We start from the raw sequence: 25,614 nt of genomic DNA, 5'->3' as shown, positions 1-25,614 counted from the left end.
TTCAAACAAAATCGCTCTAAAATGAGATATGGCATTGTAAAATTAATGGTGCTCCTATGTACAGCTTATGGATTTTCACAAGGAAAGACCGTTACCGGTACAGTATCCGATGCTACCGGTCCCATACCGGGGGTAAATGTACTTGTGAAGGGAACCACAAACGGTGTGGTCACCAATTTTGATGGGGAATTCACCATAGAAGATGTATCAAACAACGATACTCTGGTTTTCAGTTATGTTGGGTTTGAAACCCAAGAAGTCCTTGTGGGAACACAGAATGTAATGAGCATTGTTCTTAGTGAGGACACTGAAGCTTTAGATGAAGTCATTGTGGTTGGTTACGGTACCCAAAAGAAAAGTAACGTAGTAGGCTCCGTGGCAAGTGTGGAAGTGGAGGAAGCCACCAGTGTCCCCACAACCAACGTATCTGAGATGCTCCGTGGTAGGGCCGCGGGCGTTCAGGTAAACTTGGCCGATGCCCGACCAGGTGGTAACTCAAACATTGTTATTAGAGGTAATGTTTCCGTGGCACCCAATGGAAACTCCCCACTGATCATTGTGGACGGATTGCCCTTTGACAACCTTAATGATGTAGCCCCAGACGATATTGCCAATATTGAAATTCTTAAAGATGCTTCTTCTACGGCCATTTACGGGTCAAGGGCATCGAACGGTGTAATCTTGGTCACCACCAAATCCGGAAAAATCGGAAAGGCAACTATAGACTACCATGGGTATACCACGGTGCAAACCTTGACCAAAAACTTCAATCAATATGATGGACAACAATTCATTGATCTTAGAAGGGAAGCCAACAGAAACAGGTTTACCGGTGCTTATCTGAGTGATGAGAATATTTTCTCCCCTTTTGAATTGGAAGCCATAGAAAACCAAAACTTTGTGGATTGGGAAGACTTGGTGTTGCGAGATGCCGTTATACAAAGTCACTCTTTGAGTTTTTCGGCAGGAAGTGAAAAAACCAAGGTCTACTCCAGCGTAAACTATTTTACCCAAGAAGGTATCATTCCAAATTCAGGATTCGACAGGGGTACTTTTAAATTGAATATAGAGCAAAAGCTAACGGAAAAACTTCTCTTCCGAGGAATTCTTAACTATCAGAATGCCACTCAGGATAGAGAGACCGGAGGACTTAACTTTACCACCATTACCCCGTTGGCAAAACCATTTGATGACGAAGGTGAACTTGTGAAGTTCTATTTAGGCCCATCAAACACCGCTGTGAATCCCTTATGGGACCAACGGGAATCTACCGATGACACCAAGATTAACCTAACCGACGTCAATTTAAGTTTGGTGTACAATTTTACACCCAACCTAAGCTACACCCTAAAAACCTTCTTAAGAAACAGAAATACCAATAGAGGACTTTATCGAACCTCATTGCACTCAGGAGGGGATGAAGGCATTGACGGCCTTGGTGTGTTATCCAACACCCTGTTTAAACAAGTTCTTGTGGAGAACATCGTGGACTACACCCCACAAATCAATGATAACCACGATTTAAACCTAACCTTTGTTCATGCTTTTGACGAACAGAGCAATGAGTATACACAAATAGACAAGTCTGGTTTCACTAATGATGCCTTGCTTTACAATGGCAATGCCACTACCCTGCTCAATAATTTCAGGGATGTTTCCCAACGAAGACTGCTTTCCTTTTTGGGAAGACTGCGCTACGGATATTTGGACCGTTACCTTTTGGAAGCTACGGCGCGTGCCGATGGTGCCTCCGTATTTGCTGAAAACAACAAATGGGGCTTCTTCCCTGCGGCCTCTGTTGCCTGGAAAATGCACAATGAACCCTTTATGCAAAATGTGGATGCCATCAATGAAATGAAATTTAGGGTAAGTTACGGTGCTACCGGAAACCAAGGTATCAATCCTTTGGAATCCTTGGGAGTGGCTGATGACCGCCCTTATGTATTTGGTGATCAAACAGTGGCCGGCGCAACAGCATCTTCCCGTTTGCCCAATCCCAACTTAAAGTGGGAAACCACTGCCACTTTGAATACAGGACTCGATTTTAGGCTTTTCAACAACCTTTTTGAGGGAACTTTTGAATATTATAAAGCAAACACCACTGATTTGCTCTTGGACCGTTCCATTGCAGGAACAACAGGCTTCAATGTAATCCGATTCAATGTTGGCGAACTGGAAAACCAAGGTATTGAGGCCACATTGAATACCAATTTTATTCGGAAAGAGAATTTTACATGGTCTTTGGGACTGATTTTCTCACGAAACCGAAACAAAGTAATTTCACTTACAGGAGAACTGGATGAGGAAGGAAACCAAATCGATATAACCGATACGTTTGGCAGAAGGTTGTCCGTAGGACAATCCATCAACAATATCTGGTTGCCCAAATACGATGGTATCTATCAAGAAGGTGACGATATTGCAAGCTCTGGAAATCCATTGGCGCAGCCCGGGGATGTTAGGGTCGTTGATCAAGATGGAAATGGTCAAATTGATGACAGGGACAATGTGTTCACCAATACAGACCCAGACTGGTACGGTTCCATTACCAATACCATTACCTATAAAAACTTTGACCTGTTCGCTGATATTTATATTGTCCAAGGAGCCACCAGGTTAAATCCGGTCCTAGCCAACGGCGAACTTTGGAAAGGGGCCATAAATGGAATCAGGGCCAAATACTACACGCCCGAATTTCCCTCCACAGAATACCCAAGACCAAAACCGGACACGCATTTGCACTTGTTTCCATTTGCGGTGAGGGATGCTTCCTATGTTCGTTTGCGCACCTTGACACTAGGATATAACGTCCCCAGAAGGACTTTCTCCAAAATAGGGTTACAAAGTGCCAAATTCTATCTAACCGGGACAAATCTGTTCACATTCACCGATTTTAGGTCGTACAGCCCAGAGCAGAACCCAATCAACGGATTTGAAACCGCTTTCCCAGAGACCAGAAACATAACCCTAGGTGTCAAATTAGGATTTTAAAAAAATTGATATGAAAAACATGAACCTTAATATAGTATCAAAAAGAATTTTTGCAGTGGTTTTTGCCCTTGCAATGCTCTCTTCCTGTGAAAAGGATTTTCTAGAAGATAAGCTACGTTCCAATACCTCCGTGGATTTCCTGTACACCACTCCTGAAGGATTGGAGTCAGCCGTGGTAGGGCTCTACAGCCTTAACCGGGAAATTTATCAAGACCTTAGTTTAAACGGTACCTATCCCCTGATCCTGCAAGCCAAAAGTGATTTGGGGGTGGGGATAACTGGAGAAGTATCGCTCTATAGTCGATTGTTGTGGGGAGCCAGTTTGGGTGATTTTGGAACCACTTCCGGTATCAATGCCCACTGGGTGCACCATTACAGAATTGTGGACCGTTGCAACGCCATTATTAGAGGGGCGGAAAACTTACAGGACATAGACGAGAGCCGCAAAAATCAGATTTTGGCCGAAGCCAAATGTATGCGGGCCAATGCCTATTTTTCCCTCTACAGGCTGTTCAACAATATTTTCATTACCACGGAACCCACCACCCCTGAAAATGCCTTCGATGTCCCCCAGGACAAATCCTCGGTTGAAGAGATTTTCTCCTTGCTACGGTCCGATTTGGATTTTGCCATCGACAATTTGGATTACAATCCAGAGCAATTTGGCAGATGGGGACAGGGAGCCGCACGGCATCTAAGAGCCATGGTGGCCTTGTGGGAAGAGGATTGGACCGAAGCCGCTGCACAAGCTGATGCCATTATCACCAGTGGCAACCACAGTTTGGTGGCCACAGAAGAAGTATTTGCCGGAGAATTGGACCACTCTGAAACGTTGTTTGCCATCAATTTTGAAAGGGAGACCATTGGAGGAGGCAGCCAACACATCATGAGTTGGAACATGGTTTCAGCCTATTCTGATGCTCCAGGACTTATCCAATCCGTTGAAAACGGTGGTGCAGGAGCAGGTTTCATCTCGTTAAACCAATACATAATAGACTTGCTCAACGAAGACCCAGATGACAATCGAAAAAACAATACCTATTACATTTTCGAGTATGCTTATAATGATGAAAGTGCACTTCCCCCAGGCAAAGAGTTGGGTGACCCATTGGATTTGTACGAAAACAGCGAGACCGACCAAAATGAGTTCATGCTGTATTACCGAAGACAAAACCCCGGGGTGTTGAAATTTTTTGATGAGACCGTAGAGCCCACAGATCGTAACCATTTCAAAAACATCATGATCTATAGATTGGCAGAAACCTATTTGATCGGTGCTGAAGCGCACATGATGGCGAACAACACTACAAAAGCGTTGGAATACCTCAATGCCGTTAGGGAAAGGGCCAATACAGACCCAGTCAATAGCATTGACCTTCAGGCTATTTTAGATGAAGGAGCACGCGAACTGGCCTTTGAAGGACAACGTTGGTTCACCTTGAAAAGAACTGGAAAACTGTATGAATTCCTTTTGGATCACATGAACAATGACAACATGAACGAATCATATCCAGAAGGAAATCCCAAAGTTTTGCTTAGGGAATATATGGAGAACTGGCCCATACCACAGCAGCAAATGGACCTTTTAGGGCCCAATTACCCTCAAAATGAAGGGTACAACTAATCGTCAGTGCAAAAGAAGATTAATTAAAACAGCAAAAAATGAACAAGTATAGCACAAACAGCAAGAGATTACTTTCAAGACTGCCCTTTCTATCCATATTAGGTGTGCTGGGTATGTTGGGCACTATACTTTCCTGCGAAGTTGAGGATGACACCCCTCCTCCTTCGGCATACGTGGCTCCTGAGCCCGAGCCGGAACCAGAACCAGGTGAAGGATGCACATTTTCTACCATTGTACCTGAAATTGCAGAGGGCATCGATTTTGAATGCGGTGGTCCCGAGGTTACTTTTTTTGGGGAAAAAGATGGATCGTTCACCTTGGAATATGTGGAGAATCCTGATGCATCGGGCATAAATACTTCTGAAAAAGTGGTACAGTATGACCAAACCGATGGTGTGGAACCATGGGCCGGTTTTTTCTTTGACCTGGCCAGCAAGGTCGATTTCACTGAAATGCAGACCGTCAACATAAAAGTGTATTCCCCAGCGGCGGACCAAATTGTATTGTTGAAATTTGAGGACAGTGCTGATGGTTCCATTTCCAAAGAAGTGCAGGCGGAGACAACGGTTGCCGATGCATGGGAAGAGCTTTCCTTTGTTTTTTCACCCAGTGATTCGGATAAATTTGACAGATTGGTTTTGTTCTTTGACTTTAACGGGCCAAAAGATGCACCCACCACCCATTATTTTGATGATATTGTGATGAGTGAAGGTGGCGAAGTGGAAGAACCGGGGGAAACCTCCGAACCTACCACTGCGGCCCCTGCCCCAACCATTGACCCATTGGAGGTGATTTCGCTCTTCAGTGATGCCTATACCAACGTTCCCGTGGATACTTGGAGAACAGATTGGTCCGATGCCACCTTGGAGGATATCATCATTGAAGGCAACGCCGTTAAAAAGTACAGTGAGTTGAGCTTTGTCGGTGTCGAGACCGTGGCCAATCAAATAGATGCTACCAGTATGACCCATTTCCATACCGATATTTGGACGGGCGATGCCACCGAATTCAGAATTAAACTGGTCGATTTTGGACCAAATGGCACTTTTGATGGTGGGGACGACACCGAGCACGAAATTGTATTTGAAAACCCAACCCAACAAGAATGGGTAAGTTTGGATATTCCATTATCTGATTTTACCGGTTTGACCACACTAGCCCATATTTCACAACTGATTTTTGTTGGGGCGCCCTCCAAACAAAATACAGTTTTTGTGGACAACGTTTTTTTCTATAATGAAGCAGGTGTCTCCACCGAACCTATATCTGGAGCGCCGGTACCCACTGTTCCCGAAGCAAATGTGATTTCTGTCTTTAGTGACACATATACCAATGTTGCCGGAACGGACTTCAACCCAGCATGGGGACAAGCCACCATCGTTACCCAAGAGGATATCGCGGGCAACAACACTTTAAAATATGCAAACTTGAACTATCAGGGAACACAGTTCGCTTCACCACTGGATGTTTCGGGAATGACCATGCTCCATGTGGACTATTGGACCGCCGATTCATCTGAACTCAACGGTTACCTGATCAGTTCAGGGCCTGCTGAGACCCCACACTCTTTTGCCATCACCACCGGAGAATGGGTAAGTGTGGACATCCCTCTAACCGAGTTTTCCGGTGTTGTGGACCTTACCGATGTCATCCAATTGAAGTTTGACGGAAACGGAACCATTTATTTGGACAACATTTATTTCTACAATCCTCCGGCCACGGAACCTACTTCGGCAGCGACCGACCCAACGGTTCCTGAAGCCAATGTAATTTCAATGTTCAGTGATGTCTATACTGATGTTCCTGTAGATACTTGGAGAACAGATTGGTCAGCAGCAACCTTAGAGGACATTTCAGTTGCAAGCAATGCCGTAAAAAAATACAGCAATCTAAATTTTGTGGGAATTGAAACGGTAGCCAACCAAATAAATGCTACAGGAATGACCCATTTCCACACCGATGTTTGGACCGCAGATGCCACTGAAATCAGAATAAAACTAGTGGATTTTGGGGCCAATGGAGCTTTTGATGGCGGAGGTGATGATGTGGAACACGAAATTACCATATCCAATCCGGAGCAAGGCACATGGCTATCCTTGGACATTCCCCTTTCTGATTTTACAGGATTGACCACGCGGGCCAACATTGCCCAACTTATCTATGCCGGACAGCCGGCTGAATCAATGACACTTTTTGTGGACAATGTATACTTTCACAACTAATCGGAAATTGGAACTTAAAAATAAACGAGAGCAGTTTGAGTTAGCTTAGTTTACCAATGGAAAGACTCCTGTCCTTTGGGCAGGGGTCAACATCCAAATTAAAATGCTATGAAAAAAAAGAACAACAAATGTATTCATCAAAATTTTAAAATGAGTTTATTCAACATATCCCTTTTGACCTTGGTTTTTGTCCTCTCATGTAGTTCCAATGATTCGCAACCCAATGATTTTCCTTCAGATTTGGTCGTGGACGTCACTATTGTTGGTGCCAATGATGCCAATCCCATGGGGGATGGTTCGGGGAGGATTCAAATAACTGCATCGGCGACCAATGCTGTGAGATATGCCTTTCGGCTTGAAAATGGCGACCAAATTGAAAGTCAGACAGGAAACCTTGAACACACCTTCACCCAAGATGGCACCCATTCCTATTCCATAGTGGCCTGGGCCTATGCAGAATCGGGTGATTTTGTGACAAACACCGTTACTGTTGAAGTTTTTAAATCTGACGAAGCATTTGCCACTTTGATTTTTTCGGATGAATTTGAATATGAAGGAAGTCCAGACACTCAAAAATGGCACCATCAAGTCATTCCCCCAAACAATGGAAGCTGGCACAACAATGAACTGCAACATTATACCGATAGACCCAAAAACTCTTTTGTAAGTGATGGGACGTTAAAAATTAAGGCCTTCAAAGAAGATTATTCAGCTAGCGGCAGCACCAAAGCATATACCTCTGCCAGATTGAACGCCAAGCTTGCTTTTACTTATGGCAGGATTGAGGTTCGGGCCAAACTACCTAGTGAAGCGGGAACCTGGCCGGCCATTTGGACCTTGGGGGCCAATGTGAACGAAACCGGCAACTACTTTGGTGATCAGTATGGAAGCGTTGGGTGGCCCTTGAGTGGTGAAATTGACATTATGGAACAGACCGGATGGGATAAAAATATCTTGATTTCACATTTTCATTGGGGAGATTTAAATACTGAAGAATACAAAGAAGAAGGTGGGGAATCCCCCATAACGGAGGCATCATCCGAGTTTCACGTATATTCCGTGGAATGGAACAGCGAATCCATCAAGACCTATGTGGATGACACCTTGATCTATGAATTTTCAAATTCCACCAACAAGCCCTTCAATCATGAACATTATTTGATTCTGAACATTGCCATTGGAGGAACTCTTGGCGGTGAAGTTCCGGAGACGTTTACAGAGGATACCTTGGAAATTGATTATGTCCGAATTTATCAATAGTAACAGTAATCGTAAGCTATAGCTAGAAAAGGTATGTCCCTACTATCAAAAAAGGCACAATTCATTAANNTTAATGAATTGTGCCTTTTTGCTTATGGATTTAATTAGTTCTTTGTCAGCTAGATATAGTATCCCCACATCCCGGTCTACCCCAATATCTCTTTAACATTTTGTGATTTTGTTTCCACAATGGTATTTTCATACATGGCATCCAATCCCATTTGAACACAAAGTGCGGCCATGGCACCAGTTTTTGCATTTGAAATGGGCTGGGTATTGTTCATCAAATTATCCCTAAAGTCAATTAAGGCCTGTTTACTAGGGTCCTCGTGGTCAAAATTCACAGGCATGCCTTTTCCTTCATCCCAATTCAATGTGGCACCAGAAACACCGTCAACCTCACCTATCTCTTTTTGATAGCTTCCCTCTGGATAGTACCAAGCCTTCACATAATCTAAAATATAAGCACCCTTATCTCCCAATACTTTTACTTTATAACCCCCCATAGCATTGCTTGTGAGGCACGTAAATGATGCCTTTACCCCTTTGGGGTAACTGTATATCAAATGAATATTGTCATAGGTCTCCCTACCATCCTTCCAATAATCGATACCCCCCACACCCATAACTTTTTCGGGCATGGCTCCCAGTACCCAATTGGCAAAATCCAGTTGGTGTGAGCAAAGCTCGGCCAAAAGGCCACCTGAATATTCCTTGTACATCCGCCAGTTGATCATGCGTTCCCATTTTGGGTCTGGTACAGGTCGACGCCAATTACCATTTCTGTTCCATTGGCACTCAAATGCGGTAATTTTTCCGATTTTACCTTTATTGATTTCATCCACGATGTGGGTGTACAATCGGGAACTGTGGTATTGGTGCCCTGCTTGAAAAATTTTATCGGATGCTTCTGCCGCATCCACCAATTGTTTTATTCCGTCATATCCTTTGGCCATGGTTTTTTCCCCATAGACATGTTTACCTGCTTTTAAGGCATCAACAACTATTTGGGAATGTGTACTCAACGGTGTGGCCACCAAAACAGCATCTACATTTTGATCTTCCAAAAGTTTTCGGTAATCTGAATAGCCTTTCGCTTTTCCATTCACTCTGGAAAGTCCTGATTCAAGTCGAAATGGAATGATATCGCAGCAGGCCACTACTCGCATATTCGGAATCTCATTGATGAATGGAATAAGTCCTCCGCCACGATCTCCAGTTCCAATCACACCAATATTAATGGTATCATTGGCGCTTTGGGTTGCATACCCCAAAACAGAAGGTGCGTAGAGTGCCGCCGAACTGGCCAAACTACCTTTTACAATAAAATCACGTCGTTTCATAGTTAATTATAATTTGGGCTCCCATCCCTTTTCATAGTCCCGTTTCCAACTTTGCATGGCCTTTTCACTATTTAAAACCTTTCCGGTTTTTGCATCGACCTGAAGTGTATGACCAGCATCATGGGCCATATTCCCCAAATGGCAAAGCATGGTGGAAACACTGGCATCCCTTATTTCAGAATTCAAGGAGGTATCCTTTCGTATTGCATTGAAAAAGTTGGCCACATGGTCAACATCCAGTCCACCTATGCCTTGGGTGTTTGTAGTAGCGCTCAACTCTCTTTCATATTCTATTTTGATAGGATTGCCACCAAGATCATACAATTTATAAAAGTTTCTGCTCAATTCAATGGTTCCTTTGCTTCCATAAATGGTGATTCCCCTTCCAGGTCGTTCGGGTTTCATGATACCCCGACTATGGGAAGTCCATGTAATGAACTTATTTCCAGGAAACGTGTAGGTTACCTGTTGATTGTCTGGGAACTCCCAGTCATCATTATAAGTATATTTACCGCCAAAGGAGGTTACCGTGTCGGGTAAATCCACTCCCAAGGCCCATCGGCAAATATCAATCTCGTGGGTACCATTATTGTGGATTTCACCCGTACCCCAATTTCGGAACCAATGCCAGTTATAGGGGTGGATGTTATCCCTATACTTTTCTCTGGGTGCAGGGCCTTGCCACAGTTCCCAGTCCAACGTCTGCGGTACGTCTATCAATTTTCCATTTCCTATTGAGGTACGGTTGTTGGAATAATAGGCTTCACCTTTGAAGACTTCGCCAATTATTCCTTTTTTGATATCCTCTACAGCAGATTGTGATGTTTTTGCGGAACGTTGTTGGTTCCCCATCTGAACCTTTTTTCCATACTTATTCCGAGCGGCCACCAAAAGATCATTTTCATATGGATTATGGCTACAGGGCTTTTCTACATAGACATGCTTCCCCGCCTGAAGCCCCATGATAGCCATGGGAGCGTGCCAATGTTCCGGTGTAGCTATAAAAATGGCATCCACATCCTTGTCCTCAAGTACTTTTCGGAAATCCTTTTCAACTTTTGGCACATAACCAATATGTTTCTGGCACCAAGCATTGTGTTCCTCGATTATGGTATCGTCTACTTCACAACTGTACAGAATCTTGGCATTAACATCTTGGTGAATCGCCAAAACGTGCGCTTTAGCTCGACTCCTTACTCCAATTACCGCACAGTTTATTTGATCATTGGCCCCTAGGATATGGGCATTGGCCCAGGAAGGAAGAACCATGCTTCCCAATGTGACGGCGGCTGTTCCTGTTGTCGTTTTTTTGATGAAATCTCGTCTTGTGGTCATTTTATTGCTGTTTGTTGATGGATTTTATCTTAATATTCTTGAAGCTTACCCTGTCCCCATGATCCTGTAACAAAATAGGGCCAGTTGGTGCCTCCCCAAAATTTGGCCATACCTTATACTTGCTTTCGGACACTAATTTCTTATAGGCATCACTTCCGCGTTCATACTCCAAAACCTTCATGCCATTGAGCCAGTGCTCTACATGATTATCCTTGGAGACGATATGGGCCGTGTTCCACTCTCCAATTGGATTTGCTGGTTTGTTGGGGTCGGCTTTAATAAGATCATAGAGCGAAGCGAGCGTACGACTACCTTCATGGTTGCCCAGTTTGGCATCTGGGTGGACAGCATCATCCAAAATTTGGTATTCCAACCCAATAGATGAACCAGGGCCCTTGTTCAAGTCTGTGTTCACATAGTATTTGATGCCGCTATTAGCCCCTTCGGTTAATCTAAAATCAACCTTGAGCTCAAAATCGCCATACTGTTCGGTGGTCACAATATCACCCCCTGCTGCGGATTCTTCCCCTCCCGTTGATAGGACGGTGAGTACACCATCCTCAATGACCCAGCCTTTGTCCGGAAAATCATCCAACCGGGCACCGCGCCATCCTTCCGTTGTCTCACCATCCCACAACAGTTCCCAGTCAGTGTTTACCTCATTAATGGTAAGCTGATTCTTGGTGATTACTGGGGGTAATGGCATTTCTTTGGTATATTTTGAAAGACTATCCGTTAAAATTTTGATATTCTTCCAAGCGATTTCAGTGCCCTCTTTCTGCTCTTTTCCAATACTGTGTACTTGTAGGGCAATAAATCCACTTGCCGTTTTTTCATCTATCAAGTTGGCTGTGGGTACGCCATTGATCCACGTTCTTAAGGTGTCGCCAATGGCTTCAATACGGTAATGGTTCCACTCATTTTGTTTGAAGGCCTTTTGCGCTTCGGAATTGTTGTCCAAAGTGACTAACCAACCTCTTCTTCCCTCTTCATAAATTCCAGCACTCCATGCCCTATCTGAAGGATCGATCTCAATCTGGTAGCCATGCACCCTTCCATTTTGATAATATGGAAAGCTATTGCTTCTAACCTGTATTCCGGAATTCATGGTAGAATCCACTTTGTATTCCAACTCCAAAATAAAGTCATCATACATTTTTTCTGTGGTTAAAAAGGAGTTCGGGGTATTGTGCACTGTTGATCCCACAATCATATCCTCTTTAATGGTATAATTGGCTTCACCCCCTTTTTGGGTCCATCCATTCAAGGTACCATCAAATAAATCAATCCAAGGTGTGTCATCCTTTGGAGCATTGGTACAGCCCCATCCTAGAAGAAGTGCCATAATGCCATATTTTAGTTTTCTCATTTTGTGTATCATTGTTTTTTTATTTTCATTTTACATCGATTATAATCCAAATAGTCTTGGCAACCACAGGCTAAGGCCCGGGAAATAGGTTATGAGGAACAGCGCTACAATCATCGCTAAAAAAAGTGGCAATAATGGTTTTATGACTTTTTCAATGGATGTTCTTGCAATGCCCACCCCAACAAATAGCACCGAACCGACCGGGGGAGTACACAGCCCAATACAAAGGTTCAAGATCATGATGATTCCAAAGTGCACGGGATCTATTCCTAATTTTGTGACAATGGGTAAGAATATGGGCGTGAATATGAGCACGGCGGGGGTGATGTCCATAAAGATACCCACAAAAAGCAATATCAGGTTTATGATGAGCAAAAGGGCTATTTTGTTGTCGGTGATGGACAAAAGTCCGGAACTTATCTCCTGGGGGATATGTTCAAATGACAGCACCCAGGACATGCTCATCGAGGCCCCTATCAACAACATTACAATGGCGGTAGTTGCCGATGCGTTCAGAAAGATTTCAGGGAGTTTCCCAAAACTTATCTGTTTATAGACAAAGCCCAACAATAGGCTGTAGAGGACTGCAATCGCGGAAGCTTCCGTTGCAGTAAAGATTCCAGCTACTATTCCACCAATTACCAAGACCAACAACAATAGGCTTGGAACGGCATCAATAGAGGTCTTGAAAACCTGTTTCAAAGAACTTCGTTCCCCCTTTCCGTATCCTTTTTTCTTGGCCCACAGCATGGCAACGATCATGAGCAGCAGACCTGTGAGCAATCCTGGGATATATCCCGCCAAAAATAGCGCGGCAATGGATGCTCCACCACTTGCTAGGGAATATACAATCAAAATGTTACTGGGGGGTATTACCAGCCCAGTGGTTGCCGATGTAATGTTCACCGCGGCCCCGAACTCTTTATCATACCCTTCTTTTTCCATTTCCGGACCAAGTATGCTCCCCATGGCCGATGCGGACGCCAGAGCCGACCCTGCAATGGCCCCCATGAGCATGGCCGATATTACATTGATCAGGGCCAAGCCACCAGGAAGCGCCCCCACCAAGGTCTTTGCAAAGGCAATCAACCGATGGGCGATACCGCCTTGGTTCATCAGTTCACCCGATAATACAAAAAATGGAATGGCCAAGAGCGCAAAACTGTCCAGCCCCGTAGCCATGCGTTGCGATATGGTAGCGAATGCGGGCAACATGGGCACACTGACCAACAAGGTCAACAGTGATGAAATGGCGATGCTCCACGCCACGGGAGCACCCATGGCCAAGAGGCCGATAAAACTTATAATCAAGACAAGGAGCGGTATGTATTCCGTAATGCTCATGCTTCCAATATTTCCCATGTTTTGTTGTACACCACCAAAAGACCGCTGATTGGAATCACCAAGTAAACATAAGCCAAGGGCAGGCCCAATGCGGGAGAGAGCTGCTTAAGCTCATGGGTGGTATAGACCAGCCAACTGCCACCGATAACCATTGCGGTTAGACAAAAAAAGATAATACAGCCACAGACCATTCTTTTGAGTAACCTCTGCTTTTGCACACTTGAACGTTTTGCAAGGATATCAATGGCAACATGGCCACCTTTCCCGGAAACGTAGGCTGCACCCAACAGTCCCAACCATATCATAAGGTATCTGGCCAACTCATCGGTGAAGGCACTGGGCTGTCCCAAAACATATCTGCTAAACACCTGCCAGAGCACATTCACCACCATTAGGCCCATAATCACAACAAGGATATGCCCCAAAGCTTTGTCCACTTTTTTCTTGAGTTCCATTAGTCTGCGAGGGATTTGATTTCTTGTATCATTCTGTTCAGTTCGGGGTCATCTTCATACGCTTTGTACATATCTTGGGTCATCTCTTTAAAAGGTTGTTTGTTGGGATATGAAATCTCAACTCCTGCCTTTTTTACCTCCCGCAAAGCTTCCGCCTCCGATTCGGCCCACAAAATCCGTTGATGTTGCAACGATTTTTTAACCGCAGTATCGACCCAATTTTGCTCTTCTTGGGTCAGCTTGTCCCAGAACTGGGTGCCAACGATCAACACGTCGGGCGAAAAGGTATGCTCGTCCAAAGCGTAGTAGGGACAGACCTCGTAATGTCTTGAAAGATAAAAACTAGGAGGATTGTTCTCCGCCCCGTCCACAACGCCCTGCTGGAGCGATGTATAAAGTTCTCCCCAGGAAATGGGCGTGGGTGACCCGCCCAAACTTTTTACCATGTCCATTGCAGTTATGCTTTCCATTACCCTGACCTTAAGACCCTTCAGATCATCAGGACTTTTTATGGGTTCATGCTCGGTGTAAAAACTTCGGAAGCCCGCATCATAGTAGCCAAGTCCCTTTAACCTGAATTGTTCTGCGTTGTCCAAAAGTGACTGCCCGATGGGGCCGTCCAGCACCTCAAAGGCATGTTCACGGTCTTCAAACAGGTATGGGAGTCCCAAAATCCTAGTCTTTGGGGCGAAATTCTCCAAGGTGGCTACGGACACCTTGGTCATGTCAAGGCTTCCCAATTGTATCAGTTCCAAAATCTCACGTTCAGTGCCCAGTTGTTGGCTGGGATAAATCTCGATTCGGAGTTTTCCATGTGAGAGCTCCTTCATATCCTCTCCCATTTTAACCATAGCCTTGTGCACCGAGTGGTTCACATCAAGACCATGAGCCAAACGGATTGTCTTTATGGAATTTTCCTGTCCACAACCCATAAGCTGCACAGCAAGAATCCATAAAAAAACAATCTTGGTTTGTTTCATTTTACTATAATATTGATGTAATATCAACTCACGCTCTGTTTCATTTCTAAACACCACTAAACGCACTAAACCCACCATCGATAGGAACAATGGTTCCTGTCACGAAACTGGCTGCATCACTAATGAGCCAATGCACGGCTCCATGCAATTCTTCTGCCCTGCCAAAGCGTTTCATAGGGGTATTTTTAATTATGGTCTGTCCTCTTTCGGTGTAGCTGCCATCTTCTTTTAACAACAGGTTTCTATTTTGATTACTGATGAAAAATCCAGGTGCAATGGCATTGACTCGAAGGCCTTCCCCAAATTTTAGGGCCAGTTCGGTGGCCATCCACTTGGTAAAATTATCAATAGCGGCTTTTGACGTGGAATAACCTACTACACGTGTCAGTGCCCTACTTGCTGCCATGGAAGAGACGTTGAGAATGCATCCATGTTTTTGCGCTGCCATTTGCTCCCCAAAAACCAAAGATGGGGTTACAGTGCCATCCAAGTTTAATTCAGAGACTTTTCTGAAGTCCTCCATTTTTAAATCGAAAATAGTCTGACCTTCGCCTATCACGGCACCTGGCATGTTCCCACCTGCTGCATTGATAAGCACATCGATTTTTCCCCAAGCATCAACAATACTTTTTCTGACACTTTGTAAAAAATTCTTGTCCAACACGCTTCCTGAAAAACCAAGGATATGGTCATAGTTCGCTTCAAATGATTTGACTCTTTCTTCTACTTTCTTCTGGGTCTGCCCCAAAATTGCAATCCTAGCACCTTGGGAAAGCAGATATTCAGCCATACTTGAACCAAGCACACCGGTTCCACCCGTAATGAGAATCACTCTGCCTGAAATATTAAAAAGTTCGCTCGTCATCTTTCCCCTTCCCTTAAAGGATTTGATTCATTTAATAAAAAAATGGTATTTCTGTGTACTTTTTACGCATTTGCTAATTTAGACGTTTTGTGCCAATAAAAAAATGAAATGGGTAATAAAAAAGAAGTTGATTTACCGGTTCTTCAAAATTTTCAAGTAAATCTTGATGCATTTGAGTGTTCAATGACTACAGATATTGACATTTTTGCCTTTGTGGAGAACCGGTCAAATCTTTTATTGATCAAGAGGTCAGTAGGAGAATTTACTGATGACTGAAAGTTGCCCGAGGCGTAATGGAAGCACATAAAACTATACAAGAATCCGCTCACAACCTACCTTTATGCACTTACTGGGTTAAAGGACAACCTAGAGATCTATTGGGAATCGAGGAACTGCTGCCCAAACAATTTACCCTATCTGAACTGCAACAACTTTATGAAGATATTTTAAATCTTTAGTTAGACAAGTGAAATTTTCAAATGGATATTTTAAAAAGAATAGTTCAGGCAAAGGCGGACTCATGCTCAATGAATTTCTTTCGGAAAACAAAACTTGAACCACCCTCTGGCTGATATGGTCCCCATTTTTATTGGAGTTTGTTCAAATTACAAACATTGATGGATTCATAAATCAGTAAAAGTGATATGTAAATTGACTATTTCCTTTTAAGGCATTCCAAGATGTTTGCATCAATTTATATCATCATAATGTATTTCAAATTAAATCTCTACTACTGTTTTTTATTGGTTCTGGTTTTCACAATCTTTTTGACAGCTTGCCAATCGGAAGAAAAGAGTCTTGTTTTTCAAGGTGAAGAATTCCCTTTTGAACTGGAACAGGTTGTTGATGGTGTACAGATTCCTTTTGCCATTGCCTTTATATCGGAACAAAAGATGCTGGTCACGAACCGATTTTCGAATGAGATATTCCTCATTGATGTAAAAGCACGGACTAAAACTCTTCTAAAAGGTATCCCAAAATCATATGCCGCTGGAGATGGTGGAGCGTTGGACATTCTTCCCCATCCTGACTTTCAGCAGAACCAATGGCTCTATTTTTCACATTCCATTGGCGATTCCATTAGAAGCACCATGGTGATTGATCGGGGCAAATTACATGCGGATTCGTTGGTGCAAATTGAGCGTATCTTTACCGTTTTTCCATTTTACAAGGGTTCTAGTCATTATGGAAATCGAATGGCCATACAAGACAATTATCTTTTTGTATCTATGGGTGATCGGTATGACCTAATGGATTCTGCGCAGACTCTTTCCAACCATTTGGGAAAAATTCTTCGTATTCACGATGATGGGAGAATACCCATGGACAATCCTTTTATGGATTCATTGGATACTGCGCCGGAAATCTGGAGTTACGGGCACAGAAATCCCCAAGGTCTGACCATACATCCTGAAACCGGGGAAATTTGGTCACATGAACATGGGCCTAAAGGTGGGGACGAAATCAACAGAATTCATCCAAAGCACAACTACGGGTGGCCCATTATCTGCCATGGCATCGACTATGATGATACTCCTATTGGAGCGGGAATTACCCATAAGGAAGGCATGCAACAGCCATTTTACTATTACGTTCCTTCCATTGCTCCCAGTGGCATGCAATTTTATTGGGGCAATCGCTATAAAAACTGGAAAGGCAATCTTTTTTTGGGAGCCATGGCTAAAACCCATTTAAACCGATTGGTGATTGAAAATAACCAAGTAGTTCATGAAGAACGTTTGCTACAAGATTTTGGGAAACGCATAAGGTCAATCACACAAGGGCCAGACGGTTTTCTCTATATCGGTGTTGATGGTGGAGGAATCTATAGATTAAAACCGATATAAGCCAGAAATTTTGCCAAACTAAAAACCAGCTTTAGTAAATTTTAAAGGGAAGCGTTTTGTTTCTGGCCTTTTTATCGGGCTTTTAGTAAAAGTGCAATATGCCCAAATCAATAAGGTTTTGAGCATCAAAGTGTGATGCGATGTAGCAAAAGTATGATGTGTTAGGTCCTTTCCGTTATTCCACTTTTAAAATCATTCTCTTTAGCTATATCCACAAATAAGATTTCTTTACAGTCCAATACGATATATCACAGCATTATCACCGTCGGTGAGTGCATAAATCGCTCCATCGGCTCCATCCAGTACATCCCTAAACCGTCTTCCTTCGCTTTCCAACAATCGTTCTTCGCCCACAATACTGTTATCTTCAATTACCAACCTAACTACATGTTCCCCACTCAAAGCTGCCAAAAACAAATTATTGGTCCACTCCGGAATCAAATTTCCGGAATAAAAATCGATACCACTTGGCGATACCACAGGATCCCAATAGTAATTAGGTTGCTCCATCCCATTTTGCTGAGTAATACCAGCCCCAATAGCCGAACCACTGTATTCCAAACCATAGGAGATGGTAGGCCAACCATAGTCGGCACCAGCTTCAATCAGGTTAACTTCATCACCACCCCTTGGTCCCAATTCGGCTTCCCAAAGATCACCTGATACGGGATGGATAGCCAATCCCTGCACATTTCTATGGCCGTACGAGTAAATTTCCGGTAAGATACCTGTTTCAGACAAAAACGGATTACCCGGTGCAGGCTCACCATCAGTGGTTATTCGTAGCACTTTGCCCAATGCAGCGTCCAATTCTTGGGCTTCTGGACGGGTAATTGTACTAGATCGATCACCAGTACTTACAAACAGATTTCCTTGCCCATCCCAAGCCAATCGGGACCCATAATGTGCAGTGCCATCATATTCAGGAATGGCCGTATAAATTACAGTTGCATCCTCAACTTCATCTTCACTGTCCGAAAGTCTCCCTTTGGCCACAGCAGTAGCGGTTCCATCTGGTCCATTTTGTGAAAATGTCCAATAAATCCTTCGGTTTTCTTCAAAATTAGGGTCTATGGCCACATCCAATAATCCACCTTGTCCAGCACTATTTACCGATGGAATCCCAGTAATGGATGAGCCTACAACGCCTGTAACGGATACCAAACGCATAGTACCACCCTTTTCGGTCACTAGAATTCTACCATCGGGCAAGTGGGCCATCCCCCAAGGTTTGGTAAGACCTGTGGCAAAAACGGAAACGGTATATTCGGTTTCGGTTTGAACGCCTGCAATTCTGGTCTGCCCATCAAACGCTGGAGAATAATCTGAATTTGGATCATCAGTTTCTACAGGGTCTAAGGGTTCGTCTGGAGTGGATGGACCATCATCACTGGTATCTTGATCTCCATCATCCCCGTTATTGTCATCATCATTGGAGCCCTCCTGATCCTCTGTATTCGGAATTTCTGGTGTATCACTTGAACTGCACGATAGTTGAACCGCCACAACCATTAACAAAAACACAAGCCAGATACTGTTTTTAAAAAGGTTCATAACAAATTGTTTTAAAGTAAGTTAGCAATTGTTTTCAACAAAACCATCAGTTTGCCATTTTATCGATAACCTACATCTTGATTTACCCACGTACACCATGGAAATTAAGTCATTAGAACCGTAGACATTACTTGATTAAGAAAAACTTTTGACTGATATGTCACTTTTCCATCATTAAAGAGATGCTGAATTAGCCCAGTTACCTGAAAACAATTGTAAATCAACGATTATCAAATCTAAAATTCAGAATTCCATACTATCCCTTCAGTATGAGTGTCGCCTCCCACACTACCAATATTTTAATTTATATAGTTTATAAGATGGGCGCAACACTATAGCTTATTGTATATTTGGTAAGACAGGCACACTACTCTAAAAGTACATGTGCCTATTATTTTAAAGATTATCCAAATATGACAGCTTTATTGAGCAACCGAAAATCGGAAAGGAACGCCGTTAGAATATCCTTACCCACCTTACGCACAATACTATTATCTATTTTTCTGCTACCTTTTTTTCATTGCCTCAGTGCCCAATCAAAAAAGAAACCCCGTAACATCATATTTATTTTAACCGATGACCATAGATATGATTATATGGGCTTTACGGGAAAGGTACCGTGGCTGGAAACCCCCAACATGGACCGTTTGGCTTCGGAAGGGGCCTATTTGCCCAATGCTTTTGTCACCACCTCGTTGTGTTCACCGAGTAGGGCTTCCATATTGACAGGACAATTTTCACATACCCACACCATTGTGGATAATCAAGCCCCAAATCCTGGAAACCTGACCTATTTCCCCCAATATCTTCAAAAAGCGGGCTATCAAACCAGTTTTTTTGGAAAATGGCATATGGGAAGTCATACGGATGAGCCGCGACCGGGTTTTGACCATTGGGAAAGCTTTTTTGGACAAGGCGTCTACTACAACCCCCAATTGAACATAAACGGGGAACGCATCCAGTATAAAGATTCAACGTATATCACTGACTTGCTGACCGAACATGCCGTGGATTGGTTAAAAAACAGAAAAAAGGACAAACCATTTTTCATGTACCTGTCCCACAAGGCGGTGCATGCAGAGTTTCAACCCGCTAAACGCCACAAGGGCAAATACAAAGGGAAGCAAATCCAATTGCCCCCCACCTACGACCAGACCAAAACAGGGGATTGGAGAGATTTAAAGTGGCCTGAATGGGTGGCCAAGCAGCGTGTAAGCTGGCATGGGGTGGATTATATGTACCACAGCAATATTGATATGCAGGAGCTCGTTCAGGCCTATTGCGAGACTCTATTAGGGGTTGACGAAAGTGTAGGCAAGGTAATGGACTATCTGGAATCTGAAGGATTGGATGATTCCACACTTATTATTTATATGGGTGATAATGGGTTTAGTTGGGGGGAGCATGGATTGATTGACAAGCGTCATTTCTATGAGGAGTCAGTAAAGGTCCCATTGTTGGTACGTTGCCCAGATTTGTTCAGTGGTGGAATTCAACCCAATGCCATGGTGCAGAACATAGATATTGCACCAACCATTTTGGCGGAGGCAGGTGTAAAGCAGCCACAGGACATGCCTGGTGTGTCCTTTGTACCAATCCTAACTGGGGAAAATCCTGCCGGTAACCGAAATGAGATTTATTACGAATACTATTGGGAGAATGATTTCCCCATGACACCAACTATGTTCGGTATGCGAACGGACAAATACAAGTATATCCGATACCAAGGCATTTGGGATAGAAATGAGCTTTATGATTTGGAAAACGACCCAAACGAAATGTATAATCTCATAGGCGATCCTTCAAAACAGGACACAATCAAGAGTATGCTGAAATCCCTATATACCTGGTTGGAGACGACCGGTGGAATGCAAATTCCCTTGAAATCTATGGACCGCCCCAGTTTTGGAGATTTTAAGCACCAAGGAGAATATTAACCAAATCATCCTAAAAAAGTAGATTTTAGTATGTTGACAAAAATAAAGTTCACAGCAGTTCTTTTTTCGTTTTTCCTTTTGATAATTGGCTATAGCTGTAAGGAGAAGGGGAATAATGCTAAAGTGAACATTGGAGGAGACGAGCTTGTTGAAGTAGAAACCCCTCCCATTGAAGTTCCCAAGGGAATGGTATGGGTTCCCGGTGGCAAGTTTATACAAGGTGCCGTACCTGGCGACAAAATGGCAATGATGCATGAAAAACCTGCCCATGGCGTATCTGTTGACGGGTTCTTTATGGATGAACATGAAGTGACCAATGCCCAATTTTCAGAATTTGTCAAAGAAACCGGCTATGTTACCGTGGCCGAACGTGAAATTGATTGGGAAGAAATGAAAAAGCAACTTCCTGAGGGCACCCCAAAACCACACGATTCCATCTTGCAGCCAGGGTCATTGGTGTTCAAAAAGACCAAGACCAGTGTGCCTAACCTCTATGACTTTTCCCAATGGTGGGAATGGAAGATAGGTGCCAACTGGAACCATCCCAGCGGGCCCAATAGTACCATTATTGGAAAAGAAAACCATCCGGTGGTGCATATCGCTTTGGAGGATGCACTGGCCTATTGTGAATGGGCGGGCCGGAGGCTCCCCACCGAAGCGGAATGGGAGTATGCCGCCAGAGCGGGAAAGAATGATGCACTTTTTTTCTGGGGCAATGATATAACCCTGCTAAGCAATTATGCCAATTCTTGGGAAGGCGAGTTCCCTGTGAACAATACCCAAGAGGATGGTTTTGAGCGTTTGGCCCCTGTAATGAGCTATCCCAAAAATGGTTTTGGGCTCTATGATATGGCTGGAAATGTGTGGGAATGGACCAATGATTGGTACAATTCCAACTATTATGAGGAAATGGCCAATAAGAATGGGGTTGTACATAACCCTTTAGGGGCAGATAAAGCCTTTAATTCAAACAACCCGTATGCCCAAGAAAAAGTCATAAAAGGGGGATCGTTCCTGTGTAGTGCTTCGTACTGTGCCAGCTATCGAATTTCTGCTCGTATGGCGACCAGTCCTGATTCTGGAATGGAGCATCTAGGGTTTAGAACCGCTTTATCCGTTAAATAGTTTCAGTAGTGGTACCGTTCCGTAGGAGGTAATTAACCCCTAATTTGAACATACTGCATGTAGTCACTGTTCTTGGCCACCAAAATATAGGATTGCCCATTTACTTTTATCACCAACATATCCTTGACATCACCGGGAACAAAAAAACCACTGTTGCGAGCCGGGATTGCCGTAAAACCTCCCATTCCGTCCCCTTTTAAGAACATGCCATACCCAGCATCATTGCGAGGTGTTTCCACTTCAGATGCAAATAAGTTTCCTGCTATAAGTGCGTCCAAGTGGCCGTCTTTATCATAGTCATCCACTAAAATCTTGTTGATGCTTGAAACCTGTGTTTCCATGGGCAGTTGATATATTACGAATTTCCCATCACGATTCTCCATGTAACTACTGGCGAATGATTTCACCTGATAGTGCAATGATTTTTCTAGTTTTTCGCTGCCGTAGACTTCCTGTAGGGTTGCCGTTGAAAAACTTTGGTAGTTCTTGAATTTATCCTTTATCCCGGGAATCTGTTGGGAGGAGCATTCTCTTCCTCGAACGGGATATTGCTCTCCTTGATTGTAATAGCCTAACACGATATCGCCTCGTCCGTTTTCATCAAAATCATCAAAATAGATATCGAAGGTTTCTTCGCCTTTGGCTTTATACTTATAGTTAAGACCATTGTTGCCCAAGATATAATCCATATCGCCATCACCATCAAAATCACCTTCTTGGATGCTCCACCACCACCCTCTGGTGTCATTGGTCAGTCCCATTTCTTCGGAAACCTCAACAAAATCACCTTGATTGTTCTTAAATACGGTTATTGGCATCCATTCTCCAACAATGATGATATCCATCCATCCATCCTTGTCAAAGTCGGTAACGGAGGCACTTGTAGCCATTCCCAAGTTTGTTAAAAGTTCTGTGGTTTGGGAAGAAAAAGATTGAAATTTTGCATTTCCGTTTTCACTTGCATTTTTCAGAAGATAGCTCGATGCGGCATTGGGATAATTCCCAGGGGTCTGTCTTCCTAGTACCAGCAGGTCCTTTTTCCCATCCTTGTTGAAATCTTCAGCATATACCCGCGAGCCACTGGCCAACATCTTTGGAAGTGCACTATTGCTTGCTTTATCAAATTGTCCATTGCCCCTATTTAAGTAAAGCCTGTCCTGCAACTCGGGAGAATTGGGTGAAAATTCATAGCCGCCACTCACTACATACAAATCGTTGTCTCCATCCCCATCGGCATCGAAAATGACGGCTCCTAAATCTTCGGAGCCTTTATCTCTTTCAAACACCTCTGATTCCATTCCAGTGAAACCATTTTCTGTCTGCAAAAAGATGATTCCAGTATGTCCGGAAGCGCCGCCTACAAAATAATCTTCCAATCCGTCGCCGTTCATATCTCCAACGGCTAATGCCGGCCCAAAGGTGGACATTTTATGTGGTAAAAGTACTTGGGTTTCAAAATCATCATTGTAGTTTTCCTTGTGTCTGAAAATAGGAAAAGGACCTCTATCAAAGGAATCGAAAAGGGTTTTTTCCTTTTCCCCCAAAGCATTGGAAGCGACTGCATCTTTATATTTCAAGGTTAACATCTGGTTGGCATCAACATTGCGCATGAGCTGTTCCTTCCCATCGTCCCAAAAAATTTTTATCTGATCAATTTTTTTCGCACCTCCCACTCCAAAATAGAGTTGCGGTGCCACAGCGGATTGAAAACCTCTGGAAAGCGTCAATTCCTGCAATTGTGTCTTATCGTCTACAGTGACATATACCCTGGTTCCCAAACCAAATTTATTTCCTTCTTTACCTTTAAATTGAAGTGTTATATAATTATTTACGGCACTGCTCTTATTTTTAAAGATGGAGGCCTTATCATCCAAATTATTGGTTACCACTTCCAAATCACCATCGTTGTCCAAGTCGGCATAAATGGCTCCAGTGGAGAACCCCTCAAACTTGATGTTCCAATCATCATTGACCTTTGCAAAAGTCATATCACCGTTATTTTTGAACATAAAATTATCCATCCGTTCAGAGGGAATACTGAGGGAGAGTTTCAAGAATTCATTCCGTTTACCTTCAAGGTCATCAAAATAATCATGGTTGCTTACTTCCCTACGGGTTCCGTTGGAGACAAAAAGGTCCTTGTGTCCATCGTTGTCAAAATCTGCAAAGAGTCCGCCCCATGTCCAGTCGGTTGAGGATACTCCAGCCATTCTTGACACATTGTTGAAATATGGAATATTGTTAAAGAAAACACCTGAATTCAGCTGTAGGCAATTGTGCATATACTGGTAATGAAAACCAGATCTAACGGTACTCCAGAAAAGTTCTGGATTCATACTAACCATATTTGCCTTCTGTCTTCGGTTGATGTGGGAGTCCATATCAGGTTGGTACAAATCCAGATTGCCGTCATTATTGACATCAGCCATATCAACCCCCATACCGTAGAACGCCGTTTGTGCAGTGCTCTGTCGTAAAACGTCCTTAAAAGTGCCATCTCCATTGTTCAAATACAGATAGTCGGGAGTACTGAAATCATTTGAAATGTAAATATCCGGCCAACCATCGTTGTTCAAATCACCCACAGTGGTTCCCAATGTAAGTCCATATTTAGCAATTCCCGCCTGTACGGACACATCAGTAAAGGTGTCACCGTCGTTTCTGTACAGGTGATCAACTTCCTCGTAGGTGTGATTCTTCATTTTATGAAGGTAGTAGGCATTGGGTGAATTAAAGTTGGCTGGGGGATAATTCCCTACATACAAGTCTAGGTCACCATCTTTATCATAATCAAAAAATGTGGATTGAATACTGTTCCCTTTATCAGAAATGCCATATTTTTCCGCTTGCTCCGTAAATGTTCCATCACCGTTGTTTACGAACAACTGGTTATTAAAGGGGGGAAACTTCCCACTTACTGAGCAATAAATATCCAAGAGTCCATCATCATTCACATCTGCCATAGTAACTCCTGTATACCATCTGTCATCTCCCCCAACGCCTGCTTTCTCTGTTATGTCCTCAAAATGAAGATTTCCTTTATTCAGGTAGAGCTTATTGGAGACTTGATTACCCGTAAAATAAAGGTCCACCAACCCATCATTGTTAATGTCTCCTGCAGCTACCCCACCCCCCATATAGAGGTAGGAATAGGTAAAGTAATTTAGGGCATGGGATTCTGTCAGGTTATTGGAAAAATCAATACCTGTGGTTGTTGATGGCAACATTTCAAAAATTTTGCCTTCTATAACTTCTTCTTTTTCAGTACAACTGGCCAGTAAGGCCAAACACAAAAGGTATATCGAACATTTTTTCATTACTCTACAATTTAATCATGCGCTCCCCACATTAATATAAAACATT

The 25,614-nt window shown here is 43.4% G+C and carries 16 protein-coding genes; 7 read left to right on the top strand and 9 right to left on the bottom strand.

Annotated elements, in window-relative coordinates:
* Positions 1–21: 21 nt before the first annotated feature.
* The 4 genes from AB1A65_RS09490 (at position 22) to AB1A65_RS09475 (ending at position 8,097) form a co-directional block, all read left to right on the top strand.
* Complete coding sequence (locus AB1A65_RS09490) at positions 22–2,991, top strand: TonB-dependent receptor (protein WP_366588264.1); 2,970 nt, start codon at positions 22–24, stop codon at positions 2,989–2,991.
* 10 nt (positions 2,992–3,001) lie between these two features.
* On the top strand, positions 3,002–4,615 hold the full coding sequence (locus AB1A65_RS09485; protein WP_366588261.1) for a RagB/SusD family nutrient uptake outer membrane protein: 1,614 nt from the start codon (positions 3,002–3,004) through the stop codon (positions 4,613–4,615).
* Positions 4,616–4,653: 38 nt separating this feature from the next.
* A complete protein-coding gene (locus AB1A65_RS09480; protein WP_366588258.1) occupies positions 4,654–6,837 on the top strand; it encodes a hypothetical protein in 2,184 nt (727 codons plus the stop codon).
* A 150-nt stretch (positions 6,838–6,987) separates the two neighbouring features.
* Positions 6,988–8,097: a glycoside hydrolase family 16 protein gene (locus tag AB1A65_RS09475; protein WP_366588256.1), complete on the top strand. Its 1,110-nt coding sequence runs from the start codon at positions 6,988–6,990 to the stop codon at positions 8,095–8,097.
* Between the two features lie 146 nt (positions 8,098–8,243).
* Here AB1A65_RS09475 and AB1A65_RS09470 read toward each other — a convergent pair whose 3' ends face one another.
* The 7 genes from AB1A65_RS09470 to AB1A65_RS09440 all read right to left on the bottom strand — a co-directional run bounded on the left by AB1A65_RS09470 (position 8,244) and on the right by AB1A65_RS09440 (position 15,788).
* Positions 8,244–9,440 (bottom strand): Gfo/Idh/MocA family oxidoreductase, encoded by a 1,197-nt coding sequence (locus AB1A65_RS09470; RefSeq protein ID WP_366588254.1) that lies wholly within the window; start codon positions 9,438–9,440, stop codon positions 8,244–8,246.
* Positions 9,441–9,446: 6 nt separating this feature from the next.
* Positions 9,447–10,775 (bottom strand): Gfo/Idh/MocA family oxidoreductase, encoded by a 1,329-nt coding sequence (locus AB1A65_RS09465; RefSeq protein ID WP_366588252.1) that lies wholly within the window; start codon positions 10,773–10,775, stop codon positions 9,447–9,449.
* Between the two features lies 1 nt (position 10,776).
* Positions 10,777–12,120, bottom strand: a complete 1,344-nt coding sequence (locus AB1A65_RS09460) for a DUF1080 domain-containing protein (RefSeq protein ID WP_366588250.1) — start codon at positions 12,118–12,120, stop codon at positions 10,777–10,779.
* Positions 12,121–12,183: 63 nt separating this feature from the next.
* The gene (locus AB1A65_RS09455) at positions 12,184–13,506 is read right to left on the bottom strand and encodes a TRAP transporter large permease (protein WP_366588248.1); all 1,323 of its coding nucleotides are present in this window, start codon (positions 13,504–13,506) and stop codon (positions 12,184–12,186) included.
* Complete coding sequence (locus AB1A65_RS09450) at positions 13,485–13,943, bottom strand: TRAP transporter small permease (RefSeq protein ID WP_366588246.1); 459 nt, start codon at positions 13,941–13,943, stop codon at positions 13,485–13,487. Before AB1A65_RS09450 ends, AB1A65_RS09455 begins: the two co-directional genes overlap by 22 nt.
* Entirely contained in the window at positions 13,943–14,923 is a 981-nt protein-coding gene (locus AB1A65_RS09445) for a TRAP transporter substrate-binding protein (RefSeq protein WP_366588244.1), read from the bottom strand. Before AB1A65_RS09445 ends, AB1A65_RS09450 begins: the two co-directional genes overlap by 1 nt.
* Positions 14,924–14,969: 46 nt before the next feature.
* The gene (locus AB1A65_RS09440; protein WP_366588242.1) at positions 14,970–15,788 is read right to left on the bottom strand and encodes an SDR family oxidoreductase; all 819 of its coding nucleotides are present in this window, start codon (positions 15,786–15,788) and stop codon (positions 14,970–14,972) included.
* A 707-nt stretch (positions 15,789–16,495) separates the two neighbouring features.
* On the opposite strand from AB1A65_RS09440, the gene AB1A65_RS09435 reads away from it, so the two are divergent.
* Entirely contained in the window at positions 16,496–17,635 is a 1,140-nt protein-coding gene (locus AB1A65_RS09435; protein ID WP_366588240.1) for a PQQ-dependent sugar dehydrogenase, read from the top strand.
* 228 nt (positions 17,636–17,863) lie between these two features.
* Here the strand turns inward: AB1A65_RS09435 and AB1A65_RS09430 are convergent, their stop codons facing one another.
* Positions 17,864–19,189: a PQQ-dependent sugar dehydrogenase gene (locus AB1A65_RS09430; protein WP_366588238.1), complete on the bottom strand. Its 1,326-nt coding sequence runs from the start codon at positions 19,187–19,189 to the stop codon at positions 17,864–17,866.
* A gap of 413 nt (positions 19,190–19,602) precedes the next feature.
* Here AB1A65_RS09430 and AB1A65_RS09425 point away from each other — a divergent pair, with 413 nt between their 5' ends.
* Entirely contained in the window at positions 19,603–21,126 is a 1,524-nt protein-coding gene (locus AB1A65_RS09425) for a sulfatase (RefSeq protein ID WP_366588235.1), read from the top strand.
* A gap of 30 nt (positions 21,127–21,156) precedes the next feature.
* Positions 21,157–22,251, top strand: a complete 1,095-nt coding sequence (locus tag AB1A65_RS09420) for a formylglycine-generating enzyme family protein (protein ID WP_366588232.1) — start codon at positions 21,157–21,159, stop codon at positions 22,249–22,251.
* A gap of 32 nt (positions 22,252–22,283) precedes the next feature.
* On the opposite strand, the gene AB1A65_RS09415 is transcribed toward AB1A65_RS09420, so the two are convergent.
* Positions 22,284–25,568, bottom strand: coding sequence for a VCBS repeat-containing protein (locus AB1A65_RS09415; RefSeq protein ID WP_366588229.1), 3,285 nt, complete (start codon positions 25,566–25,568; stop codon positions 22,284–22,286).
* Positions 25,569–25,614: the final 46 nt, after the last annotated feature.

It is taken from the genome of Allomuricauda sp. ANG21 (assembly GCF_040705235.1).
GTDB classification, from domain to species: domain Bacteria; phylum Bacteroidota; class Bacteroidia; order Flavobacteriales; family Flavobacteriaceae; genus Flagellimonas; species Flagellimonas marina.
Note: the sequence above shows the minus strand (reverse complement) of the source record. Positions and strands in the feature narration are given on the sequence as shown.

Excerpts from the sequence above, each read along its gene's own strand:
- AB1A65_RS09485 (WP_366588261.1), top strand. The coding sequence starts at position 3,002 with ATGAAAAACATGAACCTTAATATAGTATCAAAAAGAATTTTTGCAGTG.
- AB1A65_RS09480 (WP_366588258.1), top strand. The coding sequence starts at position 4,654 with ATGAACAAGTATAGCACAAACAGCAAGAGATTACTTTCAAGACTGCCC.
- AB1A65_RS09415 (WP_366588229.1), bottom strand. The coding sequence starts at position 25,568 with ATGAAAAAATGTTCGATATACCTTTTGTGTTTGGCCTTACTGGCCAGT.
- AB1A65_RS09440 (WP_366588242.1), bottom strand. The coding sequence starts at position 15,788 with ATGACGAGCGAACTTTTTAATATTTCAGGCAGAGTGATTCTCATTACG.
- AB1A65_RS09460 (WP_366588250.1), bottom strand. The coding sequence starts at position 12,120 with ATGGCACTTCTTCTAGGATGGGGCTGTACCAATGCTCCAAAGGATGAC.
- AB1A65_RS09490 (WP_366588264.1), top strand. The coding sequence starts at position 22 with ATGAGATATGGCATTGTAAAATTAATGGTGCTCCTATGTACAGCTTAT.
- AB1A65_RS09470 (WP_366588254.1), bottom strand. The coding sequence starts at position 9,440 with ATGAAACGACGTGATTTTATTGTAAAAGGTAGTTTGGCCAGTTCGGCG.
- AB1A65_RS09455 (WP_366588248.1), bottom strand. The coding sequence starts at position 13,506 with ATGGGAAATATTGGAAGCATGAGCATTACGGAATACATACCGCTCCTT.
- AB1A65_RS09420 (WP_366588232.1), top strand. The coding sequence starts at position 21,157 with ATGTTGACAAAAATAAAGTTCACAGCAGTTCTTTTTTCGTTTTTCCTT.
- AB1A65_RS09430 (WP_366588238.1), bottom strand. The coding sequence starts at position 19,189 with ATGAACCTTTTTAAAAACAGTATCTGGCTTGTGTTTTTGTTAATGGTT.
- AB1A65_RS09475 (WP_366588256.1), top strand. The coding sequence starts at position 6,988 with ATGAGTTTATTCAACATATCCCTTTTGACCTTGGTTTTTGTCCTCTCA.
- AB1A65_RS09465 (WP_366588252.1), bottom strand. The coding sequence starts at position 10,775 with ATGACCACAAGACGAGATTTCATCAAAAAAACGACAACAGGAACAGCC.
- AB1A65_RS09450 (WP_366588246.1), bottom strand. The coding sequence starts at position 13,943 with ATGGAACTCAAGAAAAAAGTGGACAAAGCTTTGGGGCATATCCTTGTT.
- AB1A65_RS09445 (WP_366588244.1), bottom strand. The coding sequence starts at position 14,923 with ATGAAACAAACCAAGATTGTTTTTTTATGGATTCTTGCTGTGCAGCTT.
- AB1A65_RS09425 (WP_366588235.1), top strand. The coding sequence starts at position 19,603 with ATGACAGCTTTATTGAGCAACCGAAAATCGGAAAGGAACGCCGTTAGA.
- AB1A65_RS09435 (WP_366588240.1), top strand. The coding sequence starts at position 16,496 with ATGTATTTCAAATTAAATCTCTACTACTGTTTTTTATTGGTTCTGGTT.